This is a genomic window from Prochlorococcus marinus str. GP2 (assembly GCF_000759885.1).
Classification (GTDB): Bacteria; Cyanobacteriota; Cyanobacteriia; order PCC-6307; family Cyanobiaceae; genus Prochlorococcus_A; species Prochlorococcus_A marinus_J.
In genome coordinates this window covers 1-15,547 of record NZ_JNAH01000004.1, presented here as the reverse complement: position 1 = coordinate 15,547, position 15,547 = coordinate 1, and the positions used below count along the sequence as shown (strand labels likewise).

16 protein-coding genes are annotated in these 15,547 nt (G+C 31.2%); 13 read left to right on the top strand and 3 right to left on the bottom strand.

Annotation, left to right across the window (positions count from 1 at the left end; all coding sequences use genetic code 11):
• The first annotated feature begins 127 nt into the window (after positions 1-127).
• Positions 128-2,461: a ribonucleoside-triphosphate reductase, adenosylcobalamin-dependent gene (gene nrdJ, locus EU91_RS05295; RefSeq protein WP_032524218.1), complete on the top strand. Its 2,334-nt coding sequence runs from the start codon at positions 128-130 to the stop codon at positions 2,459-2,461.
• Between the two features lie 87 nt (positions 2,462-2,548).
• Positions 2,549-2,815 (top strand): RNA recognition motif-containing protein, encoded by a 267-nt coding sequence (locus EU91_RS05300; protein WP_032524217.1) that lies wholly within the window; start codon positions 2,549-2,551, stop codon positions 2,813-2,815.
• On the opposite strand, the gene EU91_RS05305 is transcribed toward EU91_RS05300, so the two are convergent.
• The gene (locus tag EU91_RS05305) at positions 2,812-3,006 is read right to left on the bottom strand and encodes a hypothetical protein (protein WP_032524216.1); all 195 of its coding nucleotides are present in this window, start codon (positions 3,004-3,006) and stop codon (positions 2,812-2,814) included. The two genes, EU91_RS05300 and EU91_RS05305, sit on opposite strands and share 4 nt — an antisense overlap.
• A gap of 307 nt (positions 3,007-3,313) precedes the next feature.
• On the opposite strand from EU91_RS05305, the gene EU91_RS09020 reads away from it, so the two are divergent.
• The 5 genes from EU91_RS09020 to EU91_RS05325 all read left to right on the top strand — a co-directional run bounded on the left by EU91_RS09020 (position 3,314) and on the right by EU91_RS05325 (position 8,030).
• Positions 3,314-3,415, top strand: a complete 102-nt coding sequence (locus EU91_RS09020) for a DUF4278 domain-containing protein (protein WP_072012890.1) — start codon at positions 3,314-3,316, stop codon at positions 3,413-3,415.
• Between the two features lie 108 nt (positions 3,416-3,523).
• Positions 3,524-4,420, top strand: a complete 897-nt coding sequence (locus EU91_RS05310; protein ID WP_082303027.1) for an AAA family ATPase — start codon at positions 3,524-3,526, stop codon at positions 4,418-4,420.
• On the top strand, positions 4,407-5,354 hold the full coding sequence (locus EU91_RS05315) for a DUF58 domain-containing protein (protein ID WP_032524214.1): 948 nt from the start codon (positions 4,407-4,409) through the stop codon (positions 5,352-5,354). The genes EU91_RS05310 and EU91_RS05315 overlap by 14 nt, the downstream gene beginning before the upstream one ends.
• Positions 5,341-7,323: a transglutaminaseTgpA domain-containing protein gene (locus EU91_RS05320; protein WP_032524213.1), complete on the top strand. Its 1,983-nt coding sequence runs from the start codon at positions 5,341-5,343 to the stop codon at positions 7,321-7,323. Before EU91_RS05315 ends, EU91_RS05320 begins: the two co-directional genes overlap by 14 nt.
• A 116-nt stretch (positions 7,324-7,439) precedes the next feature.
• A complete protein-coding gene (locus EU91_RS05325) occupies positions 7,440-8,030 on the top strand; it encodes a hypothetical protein (protein ID WP_152556170.1) in 591 nt (196 codons plus the stop codon).
• Between the two features lie 17 nt (positions 8,031-8,047).
• Here the strand turns inward: EU91_RS05325 and EU91_RS05330 are convergent, their stop codons facing one another.
• Positions 8,048-8,866, bottom strand: coding sequence for a prepilin peptidase (locus EU91_RS05330; protein WP_052041273.1), 819 nt, complete (start codon positions 8,864-8,866; stop codon positions 8,048-8,050).
• Between the two features lie 110 nt (positions 8,867-8,976).
• Here EU91_RS05330 and EU91_RS08955 point away from each other — a divergent pair, with 110 nt between their 5' ends.
• From EU91_RS08955 to EU91_RS05355, 6 genes are all read left to right on the top strand, one after another.
• Entirely contained in the window at positions 8,977-9,477 is a 501-nt protein-coding gene (locus EU91_RS08955; RefSeq protein WP_052041271.1) for a pilus assembly FimT family protein, read from the top strand.
• A 51-nt stretch (positions 9,478-9,528) separates the two neighbouring features.
• Entirely contained in the window at positions 9,529-10,038 is a 510-nt protein-coding gene (locus EU91_RS05335) for a hypothetical protein (RefSeq protein ID WP_032524211.1), read from the top strand.
• Positions 10,039-10,124: 86 nt separating this feature from the next.
• Complete coding sequence (locus tag EU91_RS05340) at positions 10,125-11,285, top strand: pilus assembly FimT family protein (RefSeq protein ID WP_032524210.1); 1,161 nt, start codon at positions 10,125-10,127, stop codon at positions 11,283-11,285.
• A gap of 3 nt (positions 11,286-11,288) precedes the next feature.
• The gene (locus tag EU91_RS05345; protein ID WP_032524209.1) at positions 11,289-12,953 is read left to right on the top strand and encodes a GspE/PulE family protein; all 1,665 of its coding nucleotides are present in this window, start codon (positions 11,289-11,291) and stop codon (positions 12,951-12,953) included.
• Positions 12,954-12,962: 9 nt separating this feature from the next.
• The gene (locus EU91_RS05350; RefSeq protein WP_032524208.1) at positions 12,963-14,006 is read left to right on the top strand and encodes a type IV pilus twitching motility protein PilT; all 1,044 of its coding nucleotides are present in this window, start codon (positions 12,963-12,965) and stop codon (positions 14,004-14,006) included.
• Positions 14,007-14,008: 2 nt separating this feature from the next.
• Positions 14,009-15,172: a type II secretion system F family protein gene (locus EU91_RS05355; RefSeq protein WP_082303026.1), complete on the top strand. Its 1,164-nt coding sequence runs from the start codon at positions 14,009-14,011 to the stop codon at positions 15,170-15,172.
• On the opposite strand, the gene EU91_RS09295 is transcribed toward EU91_RS05355, so the two are convergent.
• Positions 15,169-15,547, bottom strand: a 379-nt coding sequence (locus EU91_RS09295; RefSeq protein ID WP_032524207.1) for a hypothetical protein, incomplete at its 5' end; no start/stop codon positions are given. The two genes, EU91_RS05355 and EU91_RS09295, sit on opposite strands and share 4 nt — an antisense overlap.

Sequence of the window (15,547 nt, the reverse complement as noted above, 5' to 3'; positions counted from 1 at the left end):
CTTGAAACAAAGATTTCATATTAAACATAATTCTACACAAACCGTTAAATAGTGGTAAGAATGGTTGCAGACGCCACAGGTAGAGTTATTCTTCCAGTACAGGTTATTTACATACATTTTTTTTATCGTGACTGTTGCACCAAATAAAGCTTCTTCAGAGAGCAATTCCAATAATCTTAAAAAAGATGATTTTCCAAAGACTGCTCCAGCTGCTTATCCAGTTTTTTTCAGATCTTACAGTAGAAAAACTTCATCTGGCAAAAGGGAGAACTGGAGCGAAGTAGGCCAAAGGAATTTATCAGGCTTAAAAGAATTAGGAAAACTTTCTGATGAAGAATTGATCCTGATGAGAGAGATGCAAAGCAACCAAAAAGCTCAACCATCAGGGAGATGGTTATGGATTGGAGGAACTCCTTGGATTAATAAAAACCAAAATTTTTCCGGGGCATACAACTGTACTTCAACAAATTTAATTGATTGGGAAGCCTTTGCTTTAATGATGGACTTAGCAATGATGGGTTGTGGCACAGGTGCAATAATTGAGCCTCATTTTATAAACAATTTACCTACTGTAATAAACAAAATAAACATTAAAAGAGTTAGCGAAGTTGGAATCACTCCTAAAGATCAAAGGGAAGAAAAATCATCATTAGAAATCAAAGGTAAAGACCTACATATCAAAGTTGGAGATAGCAGAAGAGGATGGGTAGATAGCTATAAATATCTTCTTGAGGCATCAAGTAACGAGAATCTTGCAAGAGAAATTGATGTTTATATTGATTTGGAAGATATTAGGCCTGCTGGAGAATCATTAAAAGGTTTTGGTGGTATGGCAAATCCTATCAAACTGAAAGATCTTTACTCTAGAGTCGCATCACTTCTTGGAAAAGCGATAGGAAGGAAATTAAGTACTGTAGAGTGTTGTTTATTAATTGATGAAGCTGCAGTAACCATAGTTGCTGGGAATATAAGAAGAAGTGCTGGAATGAGACAATTTGCTTCAGATGATAAGGAAGCAGCATCTGCGAAAGAAAATTTATGGAGTCAAGATGAGAATGGTAATTGGAGAATAGATCCTGAAAAAGATGCCCTAAGGATGGCTAATCATACTAGGGTTTACCATACTAAACCAACTTACCAAACTGTTTTAGATGCAGTAACGAAACAATTCTATTCCGGGGAGGGAGCTATTCAATTTGCTCCAGAAGCAATCGCAAGATCAAATGCAGATATTCTCAAGGATGATGAATTGAGAAAAGAATTTATTGAAATCTACTCAGAACAAGGTAAGGATGAAGCGAGAAATTGGATAAATAGTAGTTATGGTCCATTTTCAGAAGAAGAGTTGGACCACAGGATGAGCAGATATGGACTTAACCCTTGTGGTGAGATCTTGGGAAATGATTTCCACTGCAATTTAGCTGAAGTTCATTTAAATCAAATTGATCCAGGAAATTTTGAAGAGCAAAAAAAGGCTTTTAAAGCAGCGGCTCTTTCTGTAGCATGCTTACTTAACCATGAATTTGAAGTTGAGCGTTACAGAAAAAGTAGGGAATATGATCCTATTGTGGGAGTAAGTTTCACTGGATTATTTGATTTTTGTGTCCATGCCTTTGGGACGCCATGGTTGAAATGGTGGGAAGCAGGAAGGCCAAATAACGAAGAAGGGAAGGCCTTCAAAGAAAAGGAAGCTAAATTCCTAGATTATTGGAGAAAAATAGTAAAAGAAACTGTATGGGAATATTGTGATAAGCATAATCTAAGAAGACCAAATAGATGCACAACAGTACAGCCAGCGGGAACTAAGAGTCTTCTTACTGGAGCAGCTCCAGGATGGCATCCTCCAAAGGCTCAAAGATTCATAAGAAGAATAACTTTCAGGAAAAATGACCCAATTGCTTTAGCTTGCATGGATTATGGTTACTCAGTTGTTCCATCTCAATCAGATAAAGATGAAAATGGATGCTTGCTCGATAATCCATTTGATCCAAGATGTACAGAATGGTTAGTTGAAATACCTACAGAAGTTAGTTGGGCAAACATAAAGGGCGCAGACCAAATAGACATCAATAATTTCTCAGCATTAGCTCAATTTGATTTTTACATGCAAGTGCAGAAATTTTACACAGAGCATAATACCTCTGCAACCGTAGAATTTAGAGAAAATGAAATCGAGGATTTAGCAAAAGCTATTCATAATGCAATAGAAAATAATGAAGGATATATTTCAGCGGCATTGTTGGCTCGATTTAGTGCTAACGCTACTTTCCCGAGGTTACCTTTTGAACCAATAAGCAAAGAGGAATATATATCATTGCAAAATAAAGTATTAGAGAGGAAAGTCAATAGTGATTTCTTTGACGCTCTTAATAAATATGATGTTGGAGAACTATCTGAAGCAGGACCAGCGGGTTGTGATTCAGATAAGTGTCTTCTTCCTCTGGCCAAACCAAAAGATTAATATTAGATTATTTGTAAATAAAAAATATAAATTAGTTTTTAAAAATTGGATTTACGGCTACCTCTTTAATAGGTACATAAACTATTTATGACATTAAGCTTAAATATTGGGAACCTATTTAATGATTCCTCAAGCCATGCCTTAGTTGATGAGCTTAAAAAGAGAACGCTAGAAGCGGATATATTAGAATTTGAAGAAAAATTTAATTCCAAAAACGAAAAAAATCTACATATTTATATATGTAGATTTTTAAAAAATAGATCAATATCTAGAGGGGTTGCCTCTAAATGGTTAATAACCATAATTAAAAATAAAGAATCAAAAATTGAAGCTTTGCAAAAATTAAAGAATTAGGTCAGCGCTGAGAGTTTCCATAAAGCAATTCCAAAAATTGAGAATCCCATAATAAAAGTAAAAGCCAAAGCATTTACTAATTGAACCTTATCATTCATTCTATTTGCGAATGGTAGTAATTGAGCAAATAATGGAGTTTCTTCAACTATTGCAGATTTTTTTACTGTAGGTTTTTTGCTTTTAGAAAACATAAAACAAATTTTATAATCCTAAGAATTTTACATTTAAAAGTTCATTAAATAAAAAATACTTCTGAAAAACGAACAAAATGTAACCTGCAAGAAACTTCATAAAAATAAACATATATATTTTTAGTAGGAGCCTAATTTCATAATAAAAATATTAAGTTTATTTATTAAAGACCTAGACAAATAATTTTCTCAGATGTTAGTATAAATTTGTAGCAACCGCTACCAAAAACGTTCAACTTGCGTTTAGCAAGCCGCAAATCGACTTAGGCCATGGAACGGGGACTTAAGCGAAACCGGAGCTTAAAAAATGACTCTTATTTACAGAGGACAAAAGTACACTCAAAACAAGGAAGCTGTAAAAAAACAGCATAATGAACTTACTTATAGAGGTAAATCTTACACTAGTTAGATCTTACAACTTTTAAAAAACTCCCTATAACTTAGGGAGTTTTTTTTTGCAGTTACATTTATAAAAGATAATTATGATGGGTATAACATAGAAACTTTACTTTCAATTATGAAAGAAAAAATTAATTCACTTTTAGATGAACTAAATAAAGTAATTCTTGGTAATGAAAAACAAATTAAATTGGCAGTTATATGTCTTTTGGCTAAAGGTCACTTACTCATAGAAGATCTCCCTGGGACAGGGAAATCGACCTTATCTAAAACTCTTGCTAAATGCTTTGGTCTAAATTCAAAATCTGTACACTTTACAAGTGACCTTTTACCTTCAGATATTATCGGTATAAATGTATTCAATTCAGAAAAGTCATCTTTCCAGTTTGAGCCTGGCCCAATCTTCAGTAATTTCTTTTTAGCAGATGAAATAAATAGAGCCAGTCCAAGAACACAAAGCGCCTTACTGGAAGCAATGAATGACAATGAAATTAATATAGAAGGTGTAACGATGAAACTACCTTCTCAATTTTTCGTAATCGCAACTCAAAACCCTTTAGATCAAGTCGGTACATCACCTCTCCCCGAATCTCAATTAGATCGATTTTTAATGAGGATATCTCTAGGGAAACCAAATAGAGAAGCTGAAAAAGAGATTTTAAAGGGAGAGAATAAAACTCCCAGTGCAATCAAACAAATAATGTCTAAAGATGATCTCATATTTATTCAAAAAGAGTTAATTAATAAAAAATTATCAAATGAAATTTATGAATACATATTAGATTTACTTTCAGAAAGTAGAAGACTCAGGGAAGGGGGATTAAGCACAAGAGCCGCGATTGCAGTTATAAATGCATCAAAAGCATGTGCTTATGTAAATGGTGCCACTGACGTTACACCGGATCACGTTCAATACATTTTTAAATCAGTCGCTGAACATAGATTGGATAATGGATATATTGATTCTTCTTCACTATCTGAAAAAATAATTCAAGAAGTGGATGCAATTCGTTAATCAAAATAAATGGTTTTATAGAAAATTTTATAAAAAGTCTGGGAAAATAGTACTAGGTTTTAAAAATCTTTATATCTTTCCAAATCTTTTTGGACTTTATTGGATCCTTACCTTAATTACTATATATATTTTAGGAATTAACTTAGAGAATAATCTAACTGTTTTTATATCATATTTAATGATTATAGTTTTTGTAATAAGCTTATTTCTTACGCATTTCAATATTCATGGCCTAGAACTTATATCAATAAATCAAAAAATTAATTTTGCTAATTCTGAAATTAAATATCGAATTATCCTGGATACAAAAAAAATTAGAAACAATATTAAACTAAAATTTCTTAATGAAGAAAATAAATTTATTTTCATAGAAAAAATTGTAGAAAGAAAAATTGAATCTCTACCAATAAAAGGTAAGAAAAGAGGTATATATAATCCAGACATAATTTATGGTGAATCATCTTCACCTTTTTCTCTTTTTAATTGTTGGTTCTATTGGCTACCAATTGAAAATTTCGTAGTTGCACCACAGAAAAAAAAAGGAAAGATAAATAAACAAAACTTTAAAGGTAACAAAAATAAAAATAAAAATTTCAACAATAAAAATGGAGATCAATTTATAAATATAAAGCCTTACAGAGAAGGGGAAAGAAAATCATCCATTCATTGGAAATCCATGGCAAGATCAAGAATTCTTTTATCAAAAAACTTTGCTAATGAAAATACTAATGATAAATGGTTGTTATTAAACAAAAACTTACCAATTGAAAAAGCACTTGAGCATTTATGTTTTGAAATTTATAATCATTATCAAAATAATAAAGTTTTTGGAATATTACTTAGCAAAAATGAATTCATCACCCCAAATAAAAGTGAAAAGCATTATCAAAAATGCCTCACAATGCTAGCTTACTTCAATCATGAAAAGATTTAATATAACTATTTTATGTATTTATATATTTTTATTTGCAAATTTATTTATTAATAAAAATTTTTTAATTTCAGTAATTATTTTTTTAGGGCCAAATTTATATTTTTCAATTTTTTCTAAATTAAGCCAAAAAGCTATAAATAAAATTTTTATAGTTGAATTTATTATTTGGATATTCAATTGTTATTTTATCGTTATCAGTAACTCTGAAGATTGGTTTCTTGCATTAAATAATTTGTTATGGTTACTTACATCAATAAAAATGATTGAAGTAAGGAATAATCTCAATAACAAAAATATAATTTTATTATTATTTCTCTGTATTGGAACTAGTTCGCTCTTCAATATAGGTTTTATTTCTAATCTAATTCATATATTTTCTTTAATTTTACTGATAAATAGTTTATTAGTTCTTAATAAATATAAAAGTGAAAACATATTTAAACAACTTTTAATTTTAATTTCATTTTTACCTCTAACATTAATTTCTTTTATTAATATTCCATCTCCTAAACCATGGTTAAGGCAGAATTTCAAAACAACAGCAAAAACAGGCCTAAATGATGAATTAAGACCTGGCGATATAAATTCACTAGCTCAAAATGGAGAATTAGTAGCTCGTGTCTTTTTTAGTGATCAATTACCAAAACCAGAAAATAGATATTGGAGAGTATATGTCTTAGATAGATTCAAAAATAATACTTGGACATCAACTTCAAAATTCAACAAACAAAATATTATCCAGAAAAACATTGTAGAAGAAAATTTTAATAGAGAAATGTTAAAAAGTGAAAGATGGATATTAGAGCCTAACTACATTATGCAAAGGCCATGGAGTGGTAAAGGAAATTCTAAAAGTGAAAATTTATCAATAACTAAAAAAGGTGTTCTTCTTGGAAGCAAAAAATTAAATAAAAGAGACCAATATGAAATTATTCATGAAAAAAACGCATGGAGAGAAATTGCTCCCCAAAAAATAAGCCTAAATAGTGAGATAAAAAATAAATTACTTTTTCAATTATCAAAAAAATGGTTAAATGAATCATCTACTCCAGAGGAAATATTAGGAAAATCAAGAGAATGGTTTTTGAAAGGGGGTTTTACTTATTCAATAAACCCAGGAAATATGAGTAAAAAATCACCTTATGATGACTTTCTTTTTCAAAAAAAAAGAGGATTTTGTGAACATTTTGCAGCAAGTTTTGCATTGTTAATGCGATATGCAAATATTCCAGCGAGAGTAGTAATTGGTTTTCAAGGAGGTGAAATATTTAAAGATGCAAAAAATAAAAACTATCTTCTGATTGATAATACTTACGCACATGCATGGAACGAAATATGGATTGAAAATAAAGGTTGGATAAGAGTTGATCCCACTTCGTGGGTATTCCCTGAACGAATTAAGGCATCAACATTACTGATAAATAAAGATGAATCAAGATTAAGAAAATTTGCAAAAAATATTAATCTAAAATATATCTTTAATTTAACCAGAATCGAACAAGATATTAACTATATAGCTGAGATAATTAATAGAAGATTCAAAATAATAAAATTCTCAGAAAATCTAGTATTTAATCGTTTAATTTCGATCTTATTTTTTGCTTTTTTATTATTTCTAACCATTATTAGTCTTTTATTACTTGAAAACAAAAAAAAGATTGGACTCTTAAGATTAAATTTAAATATATATTTATCTTTATTAAAAACTTTCAGTATCACCAAAAAAAAAGGAGAAACACTCAAATCGTTTTGCTTAAGAGTTTTAGATTCTTACCCCCATCTAGAAAAAGAAATTAAAGAAATATATATTATTTATAATTCCTATAAATTTAGTAATGATAAATTTTCAACCCAGAAATTAATAATTCTTTTTTTAAAAATGAGCTTCTATCAAACAAAAATTTTAACTTTTATTGCATTAAAAAAAGCCTACTCCAATATTTCTAAATTTAGACTTAGAGAAAAGTAATGTCATTTATATCTAGGAAATTTAATTTTCTAATATTTTTATTTTCCATCTTTTTATTATTATCTTGTTCGCCTACATCCAACAAGAATTCAATTAATAAGTTAGAAAAAAATTCTATGAAGATTGAATCGATTAATTTAAATGACTTAATGCTAAGACTTTCTAAGGCAGATAAAAAATTAACCCCTAAATTGGTCAACAAAATCGATGGCTCGTCTTATTATTCCTATATTAAGAGGCCAGGAGAAAGTGATATCAATTTAAAAGAAATAAAAAAAAGGATCTCACTAGGAAGTGATTTCTACAAAAATGATAGAAAAAAAATATTAACTCTTTTAAAACGAATTAATGAATTAAAAATCAATAATAAATTGGCAAATATAGGAAATGAGACTCTAGGTCTTTGGGTCCCAATCCAAGATTTAATAATGATAAATTACAGAACTATTAACATGGGGTCTCCTACATTTCTCAACGTATTAAGACATGAAGTTATTCATGTCTCTCAGAGTTGTAATAGTGGTAATCGAGGAGACTTCCCAAAAAGGATAGGCCTACCACTAGAATTCTCAAAAAATATAAATTTAAATTTACACAATTTTTATAGCCAAAATCCTGAGGAATTAATAAACATTGAAAGAGAAGCATTTACTTATTCAAAAATTGATGGTGCAGCAATTAAATTACTAAATAAATTCTGCAAATAAATATTAATTAATTAAATCTAAAAACTATATATAAATCTTAGTAAAGGTTGATTTCCAAAGTACCAAATTATTAATCCCCCTATAGAAAGAAAAGGAGCAAAGGGTATCATTTGACCTTTTTTAATTTTTTTTAATTTAAGCAAAATTATTATTAGTACAGCCGCTATAACATAAGAAATTCCTAAACTTAAAATAATTCCAAGCGGACCAAGCCAAATAGAAATCATAGAGACTAACTTAGAATCGCCTTTTCCTAGGGCATCACGCTTGTATATTACTTTTGCAGAAATTCTTATTATTTCAAAAAACAAATAACTTACTATCGATGCTATTAAGCCTTCAAAAAGGTAAATAGAAAGAATATTATTATTATTATAAATTCCTATTAAACAGAGATTAAAAAATCCACTTAAAAGTCCAAAATTAATTAAAGACTGTGGCACCCAGAAATAATCAATATCAATAAAACTTATTACTAAAAGAATAGATAAAAACAGCCAAGAAAATATATTTTCAATAAATAAATTTTGATTAAAATTATATAATTCAGGTGAAGATTCTGAAAAAACAAGGAAAAGAATTCCAGTTAAAATTTCGATTAATGGATATCTAATATTTATACTTGTGCCGCAAAAAGAACATCTACCTTTAAGTAATATCCAACTGATAATTGGAATATTTTCACGAAAAATAATTTTATTTTTACAGTTTGGGCAAAAACTTCTTGGATTAATTATTGATATCTCTTGAGGGAGCCTAAAGATTACAACATTTAGAAAACTACCAACACACAAACCTAAAACTAATTTATAAATGTTTTGAATGATTTCAATCACTTCAATTGATAAATTAACGTATATATTTTTAATATAAACATAAAATAATTGTAATTTTTTTACTTAATGTATATAATTTTTAGTATTACATTTACTACTTCCTAGTAATTATGACATTAATAGAAGTTTTTCTTAAAAATAAAAGAGTTCAAAAAACCTTGTCTACAAAGCCCGGAGAAGAAGGTTTCTCACTTATTGAACTTGTCGTCGTTATTGCTGTTTTAGCTATTCTATCCGCAGTAGCAATACCTTCATTTACTAATGTCCAAGCAAATGCTAGAGCATCAGCGGTGCAAAACGGTTTGGTTAACGGAATAAAAGAATGTTTTGTTCTTCAAGCAGAGAATTCAGCAACAACATTTTCAGCTGCAAAATCCTTCGCCAGTCCAAAAGCATTTAGAGGTTTTGAAGTAAAGCAAAGAGCAGGCGATCCTCCTCAGGGTGGTGATTCTTGTTTCGGAGCAATTGCTGATGCTGATAGTAATGCGAATGATTCTGACTTCGAAATTTATATGGATGGTGATGGTGTCGCTGTAAAAACATGTTCTCATGGTGAAAGAGCTGGATGTACTGCAACTGCTGCAGATGGCAAAGGGGCAGGTACTTGGTAATATCATCAAAACCATTCGAATCTCAAGACTAAAATCTTGAGATTTTTTTTTATGAAAAAATATTCATTACAAAACTTTTTATTTACTCTTTCAGGAATCATATTGATTTCTAGCTGCAGCAAAAGTCCAAGTAATGTTGATTTAGATTTATCTAGTTTCAAAAATACTATTCCAAAACCGGCCAAGTCTATTGATAATCAAAATGAAATCATTCAAGAAAGTAAAGAAGTTGAATTAAATTTAATTTCATTGGATAAAAAGGAGGATATTACCAGTTCAATAAAATATGGGAAAAAAGATCCATTTTCATCTTTTGGTAACGATTCAAATAGATCGATTCCTGATTTCAAACTAAAAGGTTTCTTATCACTTAATAATAAAGATTATGCTTTTGTTGAATACAAAAACAAAGAAGGAATAATTGATATTGATTCAATTGGAGATATAAATACCAAATTACTCCCTCCAAAGGCTGTTGTAAAAAATATAAGCCCCTCTCTAGAGACAATAAATATTAATTTAGATGATGAAAACTATATAATAATTATGAATTTAAAATAGCTATTTTTAAGCTATATTTATTCATTTATTGCATTAATTCTTAAAGAATAATATAATTTAAATTACTCGAAACTTATGGATATTAAATGAAAATATCCAAAGATAGCAAAATCATAAGTGAAGATAAAGAACAAGTAGGATTTACACTTGTAGAGCTTGTTGTAGTTTTAGCTGGTTTATCTGCGATTTTGGCATTTTCTTTCCCAGCATTCTTAAATACTCTTAAACTTAACAGAATTGAAGAAGCTAAAGCTTTAATGAATTCATATGCAGCTGAATGTTTAGGGAAATTAAGAATTGCGACTGAGATTCAAACATTTAGAGAAGAAGCAAGGCCTGACACTATAGATAATGAGAAATTATTGACTTTAGGTTATAAGATTGATGGTTTTGGGGGTGAACAAGAAAAATCAAAATGTAGTTTCACAAGAATAATCCCTGCAGATCAAGAAGAGAAGTTTTTATACGCCTTTTCTTTTATAGTTTCACCAGCAGGAGTTCAAAAGAGAGCTACTCCATCAAATGATCCGAAAGCTCTTAACTCATGTAAAGGTTGGGCTGGACAACTTTGTGGTCTATCACCAGAACAGGAAGCATATTTTGCGGAATTGGAACGTCTACAAATAGCAGAAGAAAATTGTGAAAAAGATTATAAAAAAAAGCTTGTCTCTGGATTTGTAGGACAAACTTCGAGATGGGATAGTGTCGAAAAAAAATGCATTCAACCAGTTTGCCTTTATAAAGGTGAAGTAGTTTCGTGCAATGGAGGAATAGAAAAGGCACGTGAAAGAGAATTAGGTGAAGAATGTACAGAATGGGCGAAAAATCAAAAGAATAAAAATAATTCTACCTACATCAGCCCTGCTTCTGGAGAGACAACAGTAGCATGTGGGGATCAAAGGTTTTGGTTTCATACTGGGAGTGAATGGAATGAACCAGATAAATGGTACGAAAAAGCTTGCGAATATAATTACCAAAAAGATAGGCTGAAGACGGAGGGGGAGTATAAATATAACCCAGTAAAATCAGAGGGTGGTCCCAAACCTTGTGGGGATAAAATATGGATATGTGATGGTAACCAGGTTGAATATTCAGAATATAAAGATACATGCGGAGCTGCTCCTCCTCCTCCTCCTCCTCCTCCTCCTCCTCCTCCAACGTGTACCCCCTTTCCTAAGCCACCAATTTGTGATAACGCTATGCTTAAATGGGCTTATAAAGAATGTATATGCTGGAATAAGAGATAGAAAATGGCTAAGCAATATACAGCTACAAGCGTAAGAAAATTAGTTGATAAATATTTTTCTCTGCAATGGTGTAGGGATAACTTGGTAGTTCCACTTTATGTGGAACCCAGTTTGCCTATGAATCCTGGAATATTAAAAATAGCAATTGCTAATTATTCCTATTTAGGAACCATTGCGGAGCCAATAAAGCAAAGAATCTTACAATCTGGTGATAATTTAAAGTGCGAATTTGTAGAAAAATCTCAAGAAGAAATTCAAGAAATACTTGATGATGCTTCTGAAGAGAGATTTATTAGTGGAGAAAGTATTGAGATATCGCAATTTGATGAAGATGCAGTCCTTGAGGCTATAAAACAAACTACAGATAATGATCCTAATGGCATTAAATTTGAATTTGATGATGATGATGAGTCAAGTGAGGTTGAGATAGATAGTGCTGATTTAGCATTAGAAATGATGGAGAGTAAAATTCAAAAAGCTGCTGGAGGTGTCCTCATATATGCAAAAACGACTGAAGGAGTATCTGATATACATATTGAGCCTAGAGAAGATAGTTATAAAATCCGGGTAAGGAAAGATGGTGTTATGCAAAAATTTATGGGTTTACCAAGAAAGCCCGGAATACAATTAGTTGCATGTTTGAAAAACATGGCAATGATGGATATTGCAGAAAGGAGAGCAAGTCAAGATGGAAAAATTCTTAGAAAATTTGAAGGTAATAAACTTGAATTTCGTTGTTCAACAGTACCAGGAAAGCATGGAGAAAAAATGGTACTCAGGATACTAAATAGTGATGCATCAACTTTGAATCTTGATACCTTAATTCATATTGAAAGTGTTAGAAAAGATTTCCGAAGAATAATGAACGCGACAAATGGAATTGTTATTGTTTCAGGCCCAACAGGTTCCGGGAAGTCCACTACTCTTGCTGCAGCATTACAAGAGAAAGATACAGGAGATACGAACATTGTTACGGCAGAAGATCCTATTGAATATGAGATGGGTGGTGACATAAACCAAGTTCAGGTTAACCGAGCTAAAGGTCAAACATTTGCAATGATTCTAAGAACTTTTTTAAGGCAGGATCCTGACGTTATTCTTATAGGAGAGACAAGGGATCCAGAAACAGCTGAATCATCAATGGATGCTGCTGAGACAGGTCATTTGGTTTTTACAACCCTTCATGCTAATTCTTCAACAAGTTCATTAACAAGACTTTTAGATATGGATGTCCCCAAATATAAATTAAATGCAAGTGTTAGAGGTGTTTTAGCTCAAAGATTATTAAGAAGGGTTTGTACAGGATGTGGTATAAAAAGACCAATATCAGAGAGTGAAGCCAGAGAATTTCAAATTGGGAAAAATACGCCAATTATGTACGCAAATACCCTTTCAGCAGAAGAAAAAAATAAAAGAAAAAAAGAAAATACACTTTGTCCTCAATGTCTAGGGTCGGGTTATAAAGGGAGGATTGGTGCATATGAACTTTTACTAGTAGATAGTAAAATCCAAAATGCGATATCAGAGGGTAAAACTGATAAAGAAGTCGAACAAATTGCTGTAACTCAAAACAATATGCTTACTCTGACTCAATATGGTGTTGAGTTAGTTAAAGATCACTTAACTACCACTGCAGAATTAATTAGAGTATGTAAGACAGATTTATAAATTCTTAAGATGTCCATTGCAAGAGAAATAGTAAGTTTCGCAATACAAGCGGGTTCTTCTGATATACATCTTGAGGAAGGAGCGCCTATCGCAGTGCGAGTTAATTCTGATATAAAAATAAGTCCTCAAAAGCTTGAATCTGATGATATGGATCAATTATTGCTGGAGTTATTAGGAGAAGTTAAATTAGAAGAATTTAATCAAACAGCAGACTTAGATACCTCTATAGGATTAGAAGGTCTATCAAGATTAAGAATAAATGCTTACGTTGCAAATGAAAAAAGATGCCTCACTCTAAGACTCCTGCCTAATGATCTACCAAAATGGCAAGATTTAGGACTACCTGATTCATTTATAAACTTATCCAAATTGCACAGAGGTCTCGTACTTTGCACTGGTCCAACTGGTTCAGGCAAATCAACTACTTTGGCTGCATTTATCAACTGTATGTTAGAAACCCAATGTAGGCATGTATTAACTATTGAAGATCCTATTGAATTTATTTTCAACCATACTAAAAATTCAATAATTCATCAAAGAGAAGTCAAAAGAGATACAAATTCATTTTCTACAGCTCTTAGGGCTGCATTAAGAGAAGATCCAGATGTTATTTATATTGGAGAGATGAGAGATCTAGAGACAATCCAGCTTGCAATTACAGCCGCAGAAACTGGCCATTTAGTTTTAGGCACATTACATACTTCCTCAGCTGCTAAAACTGTTGAAAGGATAGTAGATGTTTTCCCAGCAGATCAACAAGAACAAGCAAGGCTACAAGTATCAACTTCTCTTGCTGGAATAATGTCTCAGACATTATGCAAAAATACCAAAGGGAAAAGATCATTAGCCTATGAGTTAATGGTCAATACACCAGCCATTGGCAATTTAATAAGAGAGAAGAAAGTAAGTCAAATATATTCTCAACTTCAGACAGGCAGCCAAGAAGGGATGAATACACTTGAGCAGTGTTTAAATAATTTATATTCAGATGGATTAATTACACAAGAAGAAGCTTTAGGTAAAGCTTCAAATAAAAAAGCTATTAAATTTTAATTATGGCAGAGTATGGCAAATCAATAGTTGAAACTAATTCAATCCAGAGAACACCTCCAATAAAAGTATTTGGGATCGTATTTGGAGAAGAGTCATATCTTGATTATCCCCCAAATACAAAACTAAAAGTGCCTCAGAATGATCTTTTGGTTTTCTTTAGACAAATGGCAGTAATGCTAAAAAGTGGAGTTCCATTATCACAAGGATTAGAATTACTTGCTGAGAATATGACAAATAAAGAATTTGGAGCATGTATTTTTGATATTTCAAAGAAACTCAATAGTGGAGAAGAGTTATCTTCATGTTTAAATTCTTACCCAAGGATATTTGCTCCAATTACGATAGGGTTAATTGAAGCTGGAGAAGCTGGAGGAATTTTATCAGAAGTTTTAGATAGGTTAGCCCTTTTACTTGAAGCTCAAAGTAAAATTAAAGGACAAATAACAGGGGCATTAATTTATCCAATAGCCATTCTAGTTTTAGCAGTAACAATAAGTCTTGCTTTATTGATTTTTATAGTGCCAACATTTGATGAAATGTTTAAAGGCATGGGTGCAGAATTGCCTGCTCTAACTGGCTTTATGTTAACTCTTTCCAAATTTGTAACTTCCCCGACTTTTGCAATTGGAGCTCCGATAATAATTTTTATAGTTTTATATCTATTCAAAACTTCATATGCGAGTCAACAAGGTCGCGAGTTCTTTGATCGTTTGATTTTAAAAGTTCCACTTTTTGGTGACTTGATATTAAAATCTGAACTTGCATCAATGTCTGATACTTTAAGTACATTAATAAATTCAGGTATTCCTCTAGTAGAAGGATTAGAAAGATGTATTAATGCTTCAAATAATGAGATAATAAAAATTGCTTTACGAAGAGCTATATCTCTTGTCACTCAAGGGCAAGAATTGAGCGTATCTTTATCAAATGCGAAAGTAATTCCAAGATTATTAATATCTATGATCAAGATAGGTGAAGAGACTGGAGCATTATCATTTATGCTTGAAAACTTATCTAATTTCTACAAGAGAGAAGTTGAAGAAGCAGTTACAGTCTTGACAAAGGCGATGGAACCTATGGTCATATTTGTAGTCGCAGCTATTGTTGGAACAATTGTTATATCTCTTTATTTACCTATGTTTGATTTAATTAATCAAATGGGTTAGTCATTATCTAGAAAAGAAGTATCAATTTTAAAATTCTTTTTATTTTTTAATCCACTCTTACTTTCTTTATTTTCATTTTTACTCTCTATCTTCTTCTCCTTAATGTTGAGATTTGGTAGTGGCGGTAATTCTTGCTTTTTATCAGAAGTATCCTCCTTTACCTTTGGAGGTAACTTACTCTCTACCTTCCTCTCCTTAATGTTGAGATTTGGTAGTGGCGGTAGTTCTTGCTTTTTATCAGAAGTATCCTCCTTTACCTTTGGAGGTAACTTACTCTCTACCTTCTTCTCCTTAATATTGAGATTTGGTAGTGGCGGTAGTTCTTGCTTTTTATCAGAAGTATCCTCCTTTACCTTTGGAGGTAACTTACTCTCT

What these genes read in the sequence shown, in the direction of transcription:
- EU91_RS05300 (WP_032524217.1), top strand. Translation starts at nt 2,549, where the DNA reads ATGACATTAAGCTTAAATATTGGGAACCTATTTAATGATTCCTCAAGC.
- EU91_RS05305 (WP_032524216.1), bottom strand. Translation starts at nt 3,006, where the DNA reads ATGTTTTCTAAAAGCAAAAAACCTACAGTAAAAAAATCTGCAATAGTT.
- EU91_RS09020 (WP_072012890.1), top strand. Translation starts at nt 3,314, where the DNA reads ATGACTCTTATTTACAGAGGACAAAAGTACACTCAAAACAAGGAAGCT.
- EU91_RS05310 (WP_082303027.1), top strand. Translation starts at nt 3,524, where the DNA reads ATGAAAGAAAAAATTAATTCACTTTTAGATGAACTAAATAAAGTAATT.
- EU91_RS05315 (WP_032524214.1), top strand. Translation starts at nt 4,407, where the DNA reads ATGCAATTCGTTAATCAAAATAAATGGTTTTATAGAAAATTTTATAAA.
- EU91_RS05320 (WP_032524213.1), top strand. Translation starts at nt 5,341, where the DNA reads ATGAAAAGATTTAATATAACTATTTTATGTATTTATATATTTTTATTT.
- EU91_RS05325 (WP_152556170.1), top strand. Translation starts at nt 7,440, where the DNA reads ATGAAGATTGAATCGATTAATTTAAATGACTTAATGCTAAGACTTTCT.
- EU91_RS08955 (WP_052041271.1), top strand. Translation starts at nt 8,977, where the DNA reads ATGACATTAATAGAAGTTTTTCTTAAAAATAAAAGAGTTCAAAAAACC.
- EU91_RS05335 (WP_032524211.1), top strand. Translation starts at nt 9,529, where the DNA reads ATGAAAAAATATTCATTACAAAACTTTTTATTTACTCTTTCAGGAATC.
- EU91_RS05340 (WP_032524210.1), top strand. Translation starts at nt 10,125, where the DNA reads ATGAAAATATCCAAAGATAGCAAAATCATAAGTGAAGATAAAGAACAA.
- EU91_RS05345 (WP_032524209.1), top strand. Translation starts at nt 11,289, where the DNA reads ATGGCTAAGCAATATACAGCTACAAGCGTAAGAAAATTAGTTGATAAA.
- EU91_RS05350 (WP_032524208.1), top strand. Translation starts at nt 12,963, where the DNA reads ATGTCCATTGCAAGAGAAATAGTAAGTTTCGCAATACAAGCGGGTTCT.
- EU91_RS05355 (WP_082303026.1), top strand. Translation starts at nt 14,009, where the DNA reads ATGGCAGAGTATGGCAAATCAATAGTTGAAACTAATTCAATCCAGAGA.